Annotated in this window: 8 protein-coding genes; 2 read left to right on the top strand and 6 right to left on the bottom strand. The window is 69.1% G+C overall.

The genetic code is table 11. From position 1 onward, the window contains the following. Positions 1 to 64 precede the first annotated feature (64 nt). Positions 65 to 1729: an energy-dependent translational throttle protein EttA gene (gene ettA / locus AB0B91_RS41890; protein WP_358332555.1), complete on the bottom strand. Its 1665-nt coding sequence runs from the start codon at positions 1727 to 1729 to the stop codon at positions 65 to 67. A gap of 471 nt (positions 1730 to 2200) precedes the next feature. On the opposite strand from ettA, the gene AB0B91_RS41895 reads away from it, so the two are divergent. Both AB0B91_RS41895 and AB0B91_RS41900 read left to right on the top strand, forming a co-directional pair. Then, positions 2201 to 2500, top strand: a complete 300-nt coding sequence (locus AB0B91_RS41895) for a hypothetical protein (protein WP_358332558.1) — start codon at positions 2201 to 2203, stop codon at positions 2498 to 2500. 150 nt (positions 2501 to 2650) lie between these two features. Next, positions 2651 to 5323: a serine/threonine-protein kinase gene (locus AB0B91_RS41900; protein WP_358332561.1), complete on the top strand. Its 2673-nt coding sequence runs from the start codon at positions 2651 to 2653 to the stop codon at positions 5321 to 5323. A gap of 858 nt (positions 5324 to 6181) precedes the next feature. Here the strand turns inward: AB0B91_RS41900 and AB0B91_RS41905 are convergent. From AB0B91_RS41905 to cobA, 5 genes are all read right to left on the bottom strand, one after another. Next, positions 6182 to 7474: a GGDEF domain-containing protein gene (locus tag AB0B91_RS41905; protein ID WP_358332564.1), complete on the bottom strand. Its 1293-nt coding sequence runs from the start codon at positions 7472 to 7474 to the stop codon at positions 6182 to 6184. A gap of 384 nt (positions 7475 to 7858) precedes the next feature. Continuing rightward, positions 7859 to 8944: a single-stranded DNA-binding protein gene (locus tag AB0B91_RS41910; protein ID WP_358332567.1), complete on the bottom strand. Its 1086-nt coding sequence runs from the start codon at positions 8942 to 8944 to the stop codon at positions 7859 to 7861. 134 nt (positions 8945 to 9078) lie between these two features. After that, complete coding sequence (locus tag AB0B91_RS41915) at positions 9079 to 10701, bottom strand: GTP-binding protein (RefSeq protein ID WP_358332570.1); 1623 nt, start codon at positions 10699 to 10701, stop codon at positions 9079 to 9081. Then, a complete protein-coding gene (locus tag AB0B91_RS41920) occupies positions 10698 to 12953 on the bottom strand; it encodes a dynamin family protein (RefSeq protein WP_358332573.1) in 2256 nt (751 codons plus the stop codon). The genes AB0B91_RS41915 and AB0B91_RS41920 overlap by 4 nt, the downstream gene beginning before the upstream one ends. A 380-nt stretch (positions 12954 to 13333) precedes the next feature. Next, positions 13334 to 14566 carry a uroporphyrinogen-III C-methyltransferase gene (cobA, locus tag AB0B91_RS41925; protein WP_219537529.1) on the bottom strand — a complete coding sequence of 411 codons (1233 nt, stop codon included), beginning with the start codon at positions 14564 to 14566 and terminating at the stop codon, positions 13334 to 13336. Positions 14567 to 14626: the final 60 nt, after the last annotated feature.

The following is a 14626-nucleotide window of genomic DNA, read 5'->3' on the forward strand; positions in this document are numbered from 1 at the left end:
AATCACGGGGCCGCTGCCTTTCGATCATCGCGCCAATGGTGTCGTACGGAGGGCGCCGAGAAAATCAGTCGCGGTGCAGCTTGCGGTAGGTGATGCGGTGGGGGCGGGCGGCATCCGCGCCCAGGCGCTCGATCTTGTTCTTCTCGTAGTCGGCGTAGTTGCCCTCGAACCAGAACCAGTTCGACCCTTCCTCCCACGCCAGGATGTGCGTGGCGATGCGGTCGAGGAACCACCGGTCGTGGGAGGTGATGACCGCGCAGCCCGGGAAGTCGAGCAGCGCGTTCTCCAGCGAGGAGAGCGTCTCGGTGTCGAGGTCGTTGGTGGGCTCGTCGAGCAGGAGGACGTTGCCGCCCTGCTTGAGGGTGAGCGCCAGGTTGAGGCGGTTACGCTCGCCGCCCGACAGGACGCCGGCCTTCTTCTGCTGGTCGGGCCCCCTGAAGCCGAACGCCGCGATGTAGGCGCGGGACGGCATCTCGACGTTGCCGACCTTGATGTGGTCGAGCCCGTCGGAGACGACCTCCCAGACGTTCTTGTTGGAGTCGATGCCGCCGCGGCTCTGGTCGGCGTAGGAGATCTTGACGGTGTCGCCGACGGTGATCGCACCGCTGTCGGGCGTCTCACTGCCGGTGATCATGCGGAACAGCGTGGTCTTGCCGACGCCGTTGGGGCCGATGATGCCGACGATGCCGTTGCGCGGCAGGTCGAACGACAGCTTCTCCATGAGCAGCCGGTCCTCGAAGCCCTTGCTGAGGTCGTCGGACCTGATCACCGTGGTGCCCAGACGGGGGCCCGGCGGGATCTGGATCTCGTCGAAGTCGAGCTTGCGGTGCTTGTCGGCCTCGGCCGCCATCTCCTCGTAGCGCTGCAGACGCGCCTTGCTCTTGGTCTGGCGGGCCTTCGGGTTGGAGCGAACCCACTCCAGCTCGTCTTCGAGGCGCTTCTTGCGCTTGACGTCCTTCTGACCCTCGACCTTGAGGCGCTGCGTCTTGGCCTCAAGGTAGGTGGAGTAGTTGCCTTCGTAGGCATAGGCGCGGCCGCGGTCGAGCTCGAGGATCCACCCGGCGACGTTGTCGAGGAAGTAGCGGTCGTGGGTGACGGCCAGAACGGTGCCCGCGTACTTCTCCAGGTGCTGCTCCAGCCACTGCACACTCTCGGCGTCGAGGTGGTTGGTGGGCTCGTCGAGCAGCAGGAGGTCGGGCGCCTCCAGCAGCAGCTTGCACAGGGCGACGCGGCGGCGCTCACCACCGGACAGCGTGGTCACGTCGGCGTCCGGGGGCGGGCAGCGCAGGGCGTCCATGGCCTGTTCGAGCTGGCTGTCGACGTCCCACGCATTGCGGTGCTCAAGCTGGTCCTGCAACTTGCCCATCTCGGCGAGGAGCTCATCGCTGTAGTCGGTGGCCATCTCCTCGGCGATCGCGTTGTAGCGCTCGAGCATCGCCAGCGTCTCGGCGACCCCCTCCTGCACGTTGCCGAGGACGGTCTTCTCCTCGTTGAGCGGGGGCTCCTGCTGGAGCATGCCCACGGTGAAGCCCGGCATGAGTTTGGCCTCGCCATTGGAAGGCTGCTCCAGGCCGGCCATCATCCGGAGCAGCGTCGACTTTCCGGTGCCGTTCGGGCCGAGGACGCCGATCTTGGCTCCCGGCAGGAACGACAGCGTGACGTCGTCAAGGACAACCTTGTCGCCGTGCGCCTTGCGCACGCGCTGCAGCGTATAGATGTACTCCGGCATGGCATCTAGCTTAGGGGCTCTCGACCCGGGCTTCCGCCGCTCCGCCGCCCAACTGCGATATAGCCGGCCGGACGGGCGCGTCATGCGGTGGGGCGGCGGTGCGCATGGGCATGGTGGTGGAGGTCTCGTCGCGTGGGACGATCCCGCTGCGGGCTCGTCAGGTGGCCTCTTCGCTTGATGACGTGAATGGGGATCGTTATTTGTCGTTGCCGGCCCTGACGGCTGGAGCCCCTGCGGCCGAAGGGCCGTTGCCGACTCGCCTGCCTGTCGCCGGAGCGGCTGATCGACGCCGGGGACGCGGTGGCGGACGAGATGGGCGACTGCCCGCAGTGGGGCCGGGCCCCGCTCGTCTGCCTCGTGCTCATAGGTCTTCGACATAGCCGGCAGCGATGTCGTCGGGTGGGTTGGCGTACAGGCGCAGGTAGCGGTCGTTGGCGTGGCCGAGGCGGCGTTCGAGTTCGGGGGCGGCGGGTGACGATGGAGGCGCCGGAGAGGAACAGCGCGGCCGGGGGGATGCTGGTGGCGGCGTACTCGACCCGGTCGACCACGTTCTTGACGGTGCGCACCTGGGCGGCGGCCAGGGCCCGCACCTTCGGAGTGGGCAGCGGCAGCGCGGCGGCCTTTGAATCGCTCGAGATGGCGGGTCACCTTGCCGGTGACCTCCGCCGAGCGGACCCCGCGCACCGCCAGGTCGAGATTGCGCTCGCTCCAAGCGGTGAGGCTGTCGTCGGCCGGATCCAGGCGCTCAGAAAGGCCGACTGCCTTCCGTGAAGTGATTCCGCTGCGATCCGGCCCGAGGGACGGGTCGGCCGACCTGGGCGTCTGGTGCGGCATGGCGCCAAATTACTTCACGGAAGAACCTTTTCCTGAAAGGATCTGGGCTTGTCGTGCGTACAGAGCTTTCTGTCGAAAGGGTGACGTATGGAGCCGCTGCGGGCGGATGATCCCCGGCAGGTGGGGCCTTTCCGGCTGAAGTGCCGGCTGGGCGGCGGCGGCATGGGTCAGGTGTTCTTGGGCCGTTCCCCGGGCGGCCGGCCGGTCGCGGTGAAAGTGGTACGGCCGGAGCTGGCCGGCGATGCGGGGTTCCGGGCCCGGTTCACGATCGAGGTGCAGGCGGCCGAGGATGTCGGCGGGTTCTACACCGCGCAGGTGGTGGATGCCGACAGCAAAGCTGATCCCCCGTGGCTGGCCACCGCCTACATCCCCGGCCCGTCCCTGCACCAGGCCGTCGCCACGCACGGACCGCTGCCACCTACGTCGATCGGTGTGCTGGGGGCGGGCCTGGCCGAGGGCCTGGCCGTGATCCACGGCCTCAAGCTGGTGCACCGCGACCTCAAACCCGGCAACGTGATCCTGGCCGCCGACGGTCCCAGGATCATCGACTTCGGGATCGCCCGCGCGTTGGACGCCACCTCCCACACCGTCACGGGGGCCGTGATCGGTACTCCGGCCTTCATGTCACCCGAACAGATCCGAAGCGGCGAGGTCGGCTCTGCCAGCGATGTGTTCGCCCTGGGAGCGGTGCTGGTGTTCGCCGCCACCGGCTGCGGCCCGTTCGGCGACGGTCAGACCCACGCGATCATGTACCGCATCCTTAATGACGACCCCGATCTGACCGGCCTGCCAGAGGACTTGGCCGACCTGGTGGGTGCCTGCCTGGCCAAAACTCCTGAGAAACGGCCTGGTGCCGCCGCTCTCGTCGACCGGCTCGCCGCACAGGCCGGGGGCACCACGCGATGGCTCCCGCCCACGATCACCGCGGTGATCAGCCAGCTCGAAGAGGACATCTCCGATCCTTCTGGCGGCGCGTCGATCCCTGGTCGGGTCGTCGATCCGAAGCGCCAGTCGGCGTTCGACCATGCCTTAAGGATCGCCCATTCCATCAACGATCCCGAGGAGCGGGAACATACGCTGTGGGACGTTGCCAAGGCGATTGCAGATGCTGATCCCGACCACGCGGAGCAGCATCTGCAGCGCATCCCCTCGGCGGAAGTGCGAGCAGTGGCTCTGCTGGCACTCGCCGAGGAGCTGTCCGACACCGACCGCGCCCAGCAGTTGATCGGTCACGCCGAACAGCTTGTGGTTCAGCTCCTCGACGATGGTTCGGACATCATGAATGAGGGAGTGATCGAGTTCCTGATCGACCAGCTCATCGGCGTGGATCCCCAGCGGGCGCTTGCGGTGCTGGACCGCGTTGAGCGGCGTGTCGTGGACTTGGACAAGCCCGAGGTGCGCGCCAAGGCGCTGGCCGCTGAGGCCGGCAGGGAGGCCGCCACCGCCCCTGACCGCGCCATCAGGCTGATGGGCCAGGCGGTAGAAATGGCCCGCCTGATCCCACCCGATCCCGGCTATGCGCCCCGTCTGCCCGGCACGATCGCAGAGATCGCCAGTATCGGTTATGCCGCCGACCGGGGACATGCCGAGCGTTTGATCGACCTTGCCGAAGCGACCGCGTTCGCTATGAAGGAAGGCGAGCGGGACTGGGCACTGAAGTGGATCGCCCGGGCGGTGGCGGAGGTCGACCCCGCCCGGGCGGAACAGCTCATCAACAAGATCACGGAGGGGTACGTCCGCGCAGCCGCCTGGGAAGGCATCCTGCAGACGGCGGCCTCCACTCGAAAGGATCACGAGCCTTTGCTCGACGCGGCCGAACGGAGCGTCGCGGAACCTGCCGCCCAGGAACCTGCCTCTGTGAAGCCCGATCCCTGGTGGGGCCGCCGGCGAGCCCAATCCAAGGTCGGCGACGACCAGAGGAACTTCGGTCCTTGGTATCTGAGGTATATCGCCATCGGCGCGGCACGATGCGACCCGTCACGCGCCGAGACCATCGCTGCGCGGATCGTTGAAGCCCGCTATCGGGGTGAGGCATTCGCCGAAATGGCCCGCGAGATCGCCGAGATCAACCCCCTGCAGGCGCGGTGGTGGCTCAACGCCGCATACCAGACCGCCCTCGAAGCCGAGCCAACCCAAGCTGTCCCCACAATGGGAAAGATCGCAGCAGCCGGGGCCATCGTGGGCCCCAGCACCGCACAGCAGGCCGCTCAGTACATCACCGGCCATGCGGATGATACGGACCTGGAGCCATCGCAGCTGGTAGTGGCCGCCGAAGATGTCGTCGCCGTCGACCCAGATCTGGCCGTGCGCCTCATCGACCTCGCCGAGACCCGAGCGCAACAGCCCGGCAAGGAGCGGCTCGACAACCGTGATCTGGAGCGCGTGGCCAAGACTCTGATGGCAGTGGCGATAGCATGGGCCAACTCCAGACCTGAACGGACCGGACCCATCCTGCGCCACGTGCTGGAGGCGGCCCTGGCCGCACAATCGACCGAGTACCTGTCGATCGCTGAAACCGCCGTGCCGAACCCACAGGCCGTCGAGCGGCTCCTCCAGGAATACCGCGGTCCCGGCCGGAATCATCTGCTGTGCATCGCGACCGCGGCGTTCGCGGCGACCGATGCCCACCGCGCCGAAGGGTTCACCCAGGAGATCACCGATGACACCCTGCGGGACGCGGCACTCAACGTCCTCGCTATGTTGATCATCAAGCAGGCCATGAGCTCGGCTGTCGGCCCAAACGCCAAGCGCGCCACATAGCGCCCCGGATCCTGCCTCAACCCGTGTCTCCCATCCGACAATGCCCTTCGCAGCTCAGCGCCGTTGCCGGCTCCCGACCAGCGTTAAGCCGCGAGTGACGACGCGCTCGTCCCACGAGCGCGTTCGGCCGGGCCGGGATGACGTCCCTTGGAGTGGCCTACCTCCTGGCGATCCCTGGAGTGGGGTAACTCCTGGCGATCTTCCCGGGGCGTCGACGGACGATCACCTTGCGCTTTGAGAGTCTTGGATCTTGAGACCGACCGTGGAATTCCCCGAGGACCGGCCGGGGCAGGTGGCCTACTGGCGGTCGCTGGCCTGCCGGGCCTACCAGCGGCGCCTCCACTTGACGGGACGTCACCCGGGCGGGCCCGCCAATGTCGCCCTAGCCACCGAGCGGGGCCGGCGGTCCTTCCCACGCCTCAAGCGTCTGTTCAAATCCGCCACCGCCGCCATCGAGCCGCACCGCCACAGATGGACGCTGCACCAGCTGCGCCTACTCTGCGCTGGACGGTCGACTCCCCGCGAAGGCAGGGAAATCAGATACGGCCTCAGACAGCCGGGCGTCCGCGAAACGCGGGAAACAGATGTTGCGCCGGACAGACAGCTCCCCGGGAAGCGCGCAGAGAGCAGGTACAGCGTCAGACTGCCGGCCCTCAGGGACATGCGCGGAAACCGGGTCTTCGGAGCTGACGTGACATCGGATATGGCATCAGACGGCGACCTGCCCCCGGTGAACACGAGCAAATCAGGTACGGCGCCAGGTACCCCCTTAGAGGCCGAACTTCCGGAAGGACGAGGAAAACGAAGTACGGCTCCAGACCACCGAACCTCCGGAAGGAGAGGAAATCGGGTGCGGGGTCAGGCGGCGGGGTCTTCGGGGAGGGCGGGTGGGGGTGGTTGGACGGCGGGGATGCAGACGCGGTCGCGGCCGAGTTCTTTCGCCCGGTATAGGGCCAGGTCGGCGGCGGCCAGGAGTTCGATCAGGTCGTCGCCGTGGACGCTCATCAGGGCCACACCCGCCGAGACGGTGACGCTGATCATCGCGTCGTCGGCCGGGACGGCCATGCGGCCGATGCAGTAGCGGAGGCGTTCGGCCACTCGGCGCGCCTCGTGGACGTCGGCGCGTGGCAGGAGGACCACGAACTCCTCCCCGCCGAAGCGGCCCACCACGTCGTAGTCGCGCAGTTGGCTGCGGAGGGTGGCCGCGACGCCGACGAGGACCTGGTCGCCGGCGAGGTGGCCGTGCTTGTCGTTGACCCGTTTGAAGTGGTCGATGTCGATGATCAGGAGGGCGAGCGTCTCGCCGGTGCGGCGGGCGCGGACGATCTCGGTGTCGGCCTCCCGCTGCCAGGCTGCGGCGTTCAGCAGGCCGGTCTTGGAGTCGGTGCGGGCCGCCGCCTGAAGCTGGGCGTGCAGAAGGCTGCGCTGGAGGAGGACGACCGGCGGCAGGGCGAGGATCAGCAGGGCGAGGTTGAGCCCGCAGGCGATCGCGACCGTGACTCCCAGGCAGAGCTCCACGACGTCGAGGAGCACGCTCTCCCTGTCCCAGAGCACCTCGCGCCAGGAGATGTCGGGGTTGGCGGTGTGCGCGGCGATCGCGATGAGGATGGTGTTGAGCAGGGCGAAGATCATGGCGGCGGCGACCGCGAAAGCGATCGGGGGGCCGTTGCCCCGCGAGAGCACCGCCGAGTTGGGCACGAGCCAGTGGAACGTCACGGACGCCGTGCAGGCCGCCAGCCCGATGACCGCCGCGCTGCACACCCGTCGATAGAGGACCGTCGCACGGACCCGCCATTGCAGGAGGACCTGCAGCACGATCGGGGCGAACAGGGAGTAGACCGGCGGTAGCAGCAACGCCACCGGCAACCACCATGCCGACAGCAGGTCACGGGACACACCGGCGGGCATGCCCAGGCGTCTGGTGGCCTCGATGCAGACCGCGCCACAGCCCATAAGGGCGGCGAACGTCAGTAGTTCCGGCCATCGAAGCACGGTTGACATCATGAAATAGACGGTCGCGGCGAGATTGAGGGTGACAATTCCGCCCAGGTAGTACAGAAGCGGGCGGCGCTGTCCGAGTAGCGGCCAGCGGTCGGCCAGCGTTGACACACCGTTGCGAGGCTTGACCGAGGCGTGACTGGTCGCCGCCATCTCGTCCCCTCCCTGACTAACGATGTGTAACACATTAATTGCGGAGTGTGCGTTGCGCGATGGGAACCCACTACGTTTGACGTTGTGACCACATACGTGCTGTAGTCGGCGAATGACACCGCTCACTCCGCGAGCGGACCGTGCTCGGAAAGGAGCAGCCATGGTGCAGGGCGTGACCTGGACCTGAATGACGCTCTAGTCATCTGAAACCGGCAACGCCATCGGCCGAGTTTCGGTGCCAGGTCCTTCGGGGCTCCATGGCATCACCGCGTACGGCCGGTGCACCCCTCCCTCCCGCCCTCTCTCCCTGCGGGCGCATGAGCGGGCACCGGCTTGATCGACCGATGCTCCGCTCATGCGTGAGCCGTTGTGCCGCAGAGCCCGCTACGCCGCCGCCCGCTCCTCCGTCGGCCAACCGGCGTCCTCCGCCTCGGTCTCGTTGTCGTCAGCGCCCAAGATCCGTACGGTTGCGCTGCTGCTCCTGTCTGTGTGAGTGAGAGCGCCTGCGGACGGGGACCCCGTTGAGGCGGTTGGCGCAGCACCTGTTGATGACGAGGCGGATCGCTTGGCGCTGGGCTGCTTGGTGGGTGAGGTGCCGGTGCCCTGCTTGGTGGAGCCTGTCGTAGTGGTGCTTTCGAGGGTGCGGCTGCGGCGAGAGCCGGTGCCGAGCACGCTGGCGGATGTCTGTTCCTTGGCGCCAGCAGTCAGTGCACGTCCCTCTCCGACCGGGCCGCTCTCCCCGGACGTGTGCGTCTGTGAAGTCGAGCGATCCTGCTGCGAGATCGGGCGGTCCGGCGATGCCGAGACCCCGTCCGCGAGAGCTCGCGTCTCCGCCAGGTGTTCGGGTGCGCGCTGCTGCTCCTCCGCGCCGCTGACTACGACACCTTCATCGATCACATGCGCCCGAGTAACGGCCTGAGCATCCGCTCGCACGTCCATCCGCGCATCCGCCCGAGTAACGCCTTCAGCATCCGTCCTGGCGTCCGATCGAGCATCCAGCCGGGTTGCCGTGTGGCGGTCGGGGGTGGGTTTGGCGCCCAGGGCCCAGTCCTGGGTTTCCTCGTCCAGGCGGTCGCGCATCTCCTTGCTCACCGAGACGGTGCCGCCGGCGCGCTCCGGCTTGGCGAAGACGCCTGTGCCCCAGCGCAGGTCGTGGCCCACCGCGCTGGCCTCCACCTCGGGCATGAAGCGCCGGTCGCCCTCGGGGCCGAACTCCCTGATGCGGAGCTTCCCGGAAACGACCACAGGCTGCCCTACCTGCACAGATTTGGCGACATTGTCACCGAGGGCGCGCCAGCAGCGGACCGCGAAGCACACCCGCTCACCGTCGGCCCACTGCCCGGTCTTCCTGTCGAAATAACGGTGGGTGGTGAGCACTCGGAGCGAGGTCACCCTGGCCCCGTCGTCGAAGCTGTATTGCCGTGGCTCTGCTGCGACGTTGCCGGTGAGCGTGATGTAGATGTCGTTCATCCCGTTGCCTCCCCTGTGGCGGGCGGGGTGCCCGCGACCTGGGAATACGGTGCCTCAGGCGGGCAGGGGCGGGAGGAGGCGAACGGGGTTCTGTGGATAAGGCCACCGCTGGGGCGGAGGCCTGTGGACGGAGGTCAGCCGGACAGGCCGCGCATGGCGCTGTAGAAGGCGTGGTGACGGCCGAGCTCGCGTTCGACGGGCTCCACCACCATGGTCTCCGACACCGCGGCCACCCGGCGGCGCATCTCCCGCTCCAGCCGTTCGCGTTCCCTCGACGCTCCAAGCACGACGAAGTTACGCGACGCGATGCCCGACAGCGCCCCCAGCCCCAGTACGGAGGCCATCATCAGCCCCACCCAGGGCAGCGCGGCGCTGTCGCCGAGCAGTTGGAGAGCCGCGGGCAGCTGGCCGGGGACGGTCAGCCCCACCGTCAGCCAGGCCAGTCCGCCGACGAAGGCGCCGACCAGGAAGTACTGCCAGATCTTCAGCAGCCGCCACCAGCCAGGAACCCGGTCGAGCTCGGGCGCGACCTCCGTGAGGTCCTCGGTCAGCGCTTTGGGCAGCTGGCTGGAGCGGGAGCGGGCCGCGCGGTGCACGGCGGTGCGCCACACCGGGTGCATCCCGACCGACAGTCCGTCGGCCAGCGCCTGCACGGCGTTGGACACCTCGGCGGCCTGCGCACTCACCGACCCGGTCGTGATGCCGCGGATCTCGTCGCTGACATCCTCCAGCCGCAGCGATTTGAGCGGGTCCGGACGGAACTTGGCCAGCCAGCGCGGGTACGGCCAGCCCACCCAGCGGCTCGACCGCTCGGCGTAGACGTTCTCCATGGCCTCGCCCACGGCCGGAACGCCCACAGCGTCGCAGAGCGCGTCCGTCAGACCGAGCCTGCGGGCCTCGTCGACCGACGCCGGTGCGGAGAGCGCCTGGCCGACCGGCATGGTCTGGGACAGGCGCTGCTCCAGCCGGCGCAGGTCGGCTTCGATCTTGTGGATGGCCGCCCGCCGCCGGCTGACCGCACTCGAGATGACGCTCTTGAGGCTGTCGACGCCCCGGCCGCTGACCGCCGAGGTGGGCACCACGCTGGGGTGTTCGACGCCTTCGCGGCGGAGCAGGTCGTTGAGGTCGATGACCAGCTCGGCGAGCTCTTCGGGGCTGAGCCGGTCGGCCTGGTTGAGCGCGAACACGGTCACCGCCTCGTGCCCGGCCAGTTCGGCGACGTAGCGCCGGTGCGTGGAGGCGTCGGCGTATTTCTGCGGGTCGAGCACCCACACCACGAGGTCGGCCAGGCCGATGAGCCGGTCGGCCTCGGTGTCGGTGAGTGCCCTGATCGAGTCGTGGTCGGGCAGGTCGAGCAGGATCAGCCCGTGGAGCTGGCTCTCGCCCTTGTCCAGCGCGCTGGCGCGGGCGAAGCGGTGGCGCCACTGGATCTGCAGCCAGTCGAGCAGCGGCGCGGCACCCTCCAGCCCCCACACACAGGCGTGTGTACGGGCGGTGGTGGGCCGGCGCACGCCCGTGGGCGACAGCTCCAGCCCGGAGATCGCGTTGAACAGCGACGACTTGCCGCTGCCGGTGCCGCCGGCAAGGGCGACCACGGTGTGCTCCGACGACAGCTTGAGCCGGTCACCGGCCCGCGTCAGCAGCGTGCTCGCCTCGGAGAGCAGCTTCTGGTCGAGCCGCCCGGGCCCGAGCTCGACGATCTTGGTCAGCGCGGTCAGCCGCGGAGCCAGGCCCGGCCTGGTGGTGACGGTGGTCATCGAGCGACCTCGAGGTTGTACGTCGCTTGGTAGAGGCGGGTCGCGATGGACTCGTCGGGTATCCCGGCCGAATCGAGCGCTTGCACGTAACGCATGGATTCCTCGTCGAACAGCATGCCGATCCTGGCTCGGAGGTCACTGAGCGCCTTGGCGCCGATGCCGCGCAACGACTCGGCACCGAGCAGCGCGTTGACCAGCCGGTGCGGGACGCCTTCGACGGTGCCGCCGCTGAACATCGCGACCATGAAGATCAACGATAGCGAGTCGGCATCGAACGACACGAATTTCGACACCGACCGCTTGGCCACGCCCTCCGTACGTACGAGCTCCGTGACGTGCTCCTGCCAGGCGGCGATGGCCCGGGTGGCATGACGTACGAGCTCGTCGGAAGGGCCGTCGAGGCCGGCGCCGATCGTGCCGCCCAGCTCCGAGCGGTGCCGCCAGCGGGCGACCACCTCCTCGGCGGCGCGGTTGGCGGCGGCGACGATCAACGATTCCAGACCGGCACGCAGCGCCGATCGGAACGCCGTGACACGCTCGGGCGCCTGCCTGCTCGACCTGCCCCGCTTGCGGAACTGGATAGTGCGCATGAGGTCGCCGGACCCGGCGAAGTCCTGCCAGCGAGCCAGCACCTCGCCGTGGACCAGCATGCCGTTTCTGGTCGCCTTGTCGATCTCGGCGAGCGCGCTCATGTAGGCCGCTTCCACGTCCGCGCGGAGCTCCGTGCGGAACGCGACCTGCCCCTCCAGGTGCCTGGCCAGCGCGGGGACGCGGGTGCGGAAGCTGTCGAGCACGCCGTTGAGCGTCTCGTGTACGGCCTGCGCGCGGCGGTCCTCGTCGACGGAGAGCTCGGCCAGCCAGAGGCGCAGATCGGTCATCTCGTGGTCGGGCAGCCTGCCGTCGACCACCTTCGCCTCGCCGATGACGAACCTGTCGACCTCGCCCAAGCCGTATTCGGTGAGCATCCGGACGAAGTGCTTCAGCACGACCTCACGCGCCTTGGGCTGGACGCGCGAGAGCACGATGGCCAGCCGGGCACCGCGTTCCTTGGCCAGGCGCAGCAGGTTCCAGGCGGGGGCGTCGGCGTAGCGGGCGGCCGTGGTGACGAAGATCCACAGGTCCGCGGCGTCGAGCATGCGGTGGGCGATCTCGTGGTGCTCCTCGACGACCGAGTCGATGTCGGGGGTGTCGAGCAGCGCGACGCCCTGCGGCAGCTTCTCGGTCGCGACCACGACCAGGCTGCCGAGGCCGGCGTCGCGCGAGGGCTTGTCGATCCGCCGCATACCGCCGAGCAGGTCACCCTTGGTGAACCACTGCCGGTCGTCCGGGTGGCAGACCAGCACGGGGATGCCGGTGGTGGGCCGCCGTACGCCGGTGCGGGAGATGTTCTTCTCGGCGAGGGAGTTGACCAGGGTGGACTTGCCCGCGCCGGTCGAGCCCGCGACCACTATGAGGGCGGGCGCGGTGTTCGTCCGTACTCTCGGGATTACGTAGTCCTGGAGCTGGGCGAGCAGGTCGGCACGGGCCTGCCTGGCCTCGACCGCGCCCGGCAGGTCCAGGCCGAACCGCAGGTCGGACACGCTCTCGCGAAGCGCGTTGAGCGCCGCCGTCAGCGCCGCGACCATCTCGGGAGGCAGCGGCTCGACGCGCGGTGCGGGGGGCCTCCCACCGGCGGGCTTCCCCGCGTCGGCGGCCGCCGCGGAGTCTTCGCGGACAGCCTGCGCGGCCACCTTTCGTTCGGCCTGCGGGTCCGGGAAGTGCCAGGCGGACGGCTCCTTGGCGGCGTCCGCCGATCCCGCAGGCTCGTCCTCGGCAGACTCGTCGGTCTCCGCGGGCTCGACCCGCGCCTGCGGCTCATCGAGTGTCAGGAACCCGGCCGGTTGCCCAGGCTTGTCGGTCTCCGCGAGCTCTGCCCGCGCCTGTTGCTCCGCGAGCTTCGCCCGTGCCTCCGCCTCGTCGAGCTCCCTGAGCCAGGCCGGCTCCGCGGGCTCGTTGTGCTCGTCGGGCTCTGCTGGCTCGTCTGGCTGCGCAAGCTCGGCTGATTCCGCGGGCTCCTCGTCAGACGGAGCCTCAGGCTCCTCCAGCTCCGCCCGCACGTCAGGCTCCTCGTCAGCCGGCTCGTCCAACTCGGCCCATGCCTCCGGCTCTGCGGGGTCCACATCGCCCGCATCGCCGACATCAGACGACGCCTCGGGCCCGTCAGAAGATTCCTCGGACGACGCCTCAAGCTCCGCCGCCTCGCCGGACGACACGTCAAGCTCCTCCGGCTCTTCGGAGTCCGACGCGCCCACATCGCCGACATCGCCGACATCAGACGACGCCTCGGGCCCATCAGAGGGCTCCTCGGACGACGCCGCAAGCTCCGCCGCCTCGCCGGGAGACTCTCCGGCCGAAGCCGGGGCCTCCTCCTCGGCCGCAGAGGCCGGCGATGGCGCCGCAGAATCGTCTTCGACCGCGGCGGCCGGCGTCGGTGCCGCGGACTCGTCTTCGTCTGCAGCGGTCGAGGATGACGCCGCAGAATCGTCCCCGACCGCAGCGGCCGGTGGTGGCGCCGCGGACTCGTCCGTGATGGCGCGGAAGCTCAACGTCTGCTCCCCAGGCGACTCCTGGCGCCCGTCATCCATGGCCGTGCTCACGGCAGACGCCCCGCTCGAACCATCTCGACCTCCTGGCCGACCCTTACGACGTCGCCGACGATGACGATCGCCGGCGGCCGTATACCAGCCGCGGACACGCGGTCGGCCACGGTGGAAAGTGGAGCCACAACCGCCCGCTGGGTCGGAAGAGTACCGTCCTGTACCACCATTACGGGAGTCTCCGGAGGGCGTCCATCTCTCAGGAGTGCCTCGGCCACCTTCGCCAGCCTCTCGACGGCCATCATCAGCACCAGCGTGCCCCGCGAACGGGCCAGCCCCGGCCAGTCGACGGTCGATTGGGGGTCGTCCGGCGCGACGTGCACGGAGATCACGTGAAACTCCTGGCTGACCCCGCGATGCGTCACCGGGACCCCGGCCGCGGCGGGCACCGCCACGGCGCTGGTGATGCCGGGAACCACGAGGACCGGGATGCCCGCGCGGGCACAGGCGATCATCTCTTCGCCGCCGCGCCCGAACACGAACGGGTCGCCGCCCTTGAGCCGGACCACGAACTTGCCCTGTCTGGCCCGGTCGATGAGCAACTCGTTGATGGACTCCTGCGAGAGCGACCTGCCATAGGGCACTTTGGCCGCGTCGATGAGCTCGACGTCGGGTGCGAGCTCGTCGAGGAGGGCGCGGGGCGCGAGCCGGTCGGCGACCACCACGTCGGCCTGCGCGAGGAGCTGCCGCCCCCGCACGGTGATCAGGCCGGGATCGCCGGGCCCACCGCCGACCAGGGCCACGCCGACGGGTTTGGTACGGCTGCGGCGGGCATCGACCGTGCCGTCGCGCAGCGCGCCCACGACCGCGTCCCTGATGCCGGCCGCCCTGCGCGGGTCGCCGCCGGCGGTCACCGCCACGGTGATCTCGTCGACCCGCCCGGAGGCGGGGGTCCAGGCGGCGGAGGCGTCCTTGTCGTCGGCGCGCACGCACCAGATCCGTTTGGCCTCGGCCTCGGCGGCGACGGCGGTGTTGACGGATCTGTCGTCGGTGCAGGCCTGGACGAGCCAGGCTCCGTCGCAGTCGCCGACCTCGTAGGGCCGGGCGTGCCAGGTGATCCGGCCGGTGGCGATCAGGTCGTCGAGAGCCGGCGTGACGCTCGTGGACACCACGGTGACCTCGGCACCGGCCTCCAACAGCGCCGGAACCCTTCGCTGGGCGACACGCCCGCCGCCCACGACGAGGACCCGGCGCCCGGAAAGCCGCAGGCCAAGGAGGTAGGGGCCCATGCTGGGGAATCTCCCGTTCGCGAAGCTTGGTGTGTTAAGAGGTAAACCTACCGGGTCTTA

It is taken from the genome of Nonomuraea sp. NPDC049141, assembly GCF_040648415.1.
GTDB lineage: Bacteria > Actinomycetota > Actinomycetes > Streptosporangiales > Streptosporangiaceae > Nonomuraea.

Coding starts and splice junctions, on each gene's coding strand:
- ettA (WP_358332555.1), bottom strand. CDS start 1,729: ATGCCGGAGTACATCTATACGCTGCAGCGCGTGCGCAAGGCGCACGGC.
- AB0B91_RS41900 (WP_358332561.1), top strand. CDS start 2,651: ATGGAGCCGCTGCGGGCGGATGATCCCCGGCAGGTGGGGCCTTTCCGG.
- AB0B91_RS41905 (WP_358332564.1), bottom strand. CDS start 7,474: ATGGCGGCGACCAGTCACGCCTCGGTCAAGCCTCGCAACGGTGTGTCA.
- AB0B91_RS41910 (WP_358332567.1), bottom strand. CDS start 8,944: ATGAACGACATCTACATCACGCTCACCGGCAACGTCGCAGCAGAGCCA.
- AB0B91_RS41915 (WP_358332570.1), bottom strand. CDS start 10,701: ATGACCACCGTCACCACCAGGCCGGGCCTGGCTCCGCGGCTGACCGCG.
- cobA (WP_219537529.1), bottom strand. CDS start 14,566: ATGGGCCCCTACCTCCTTGGCCTGCGGCTTTCCGGGCGCCGGGTCCTC.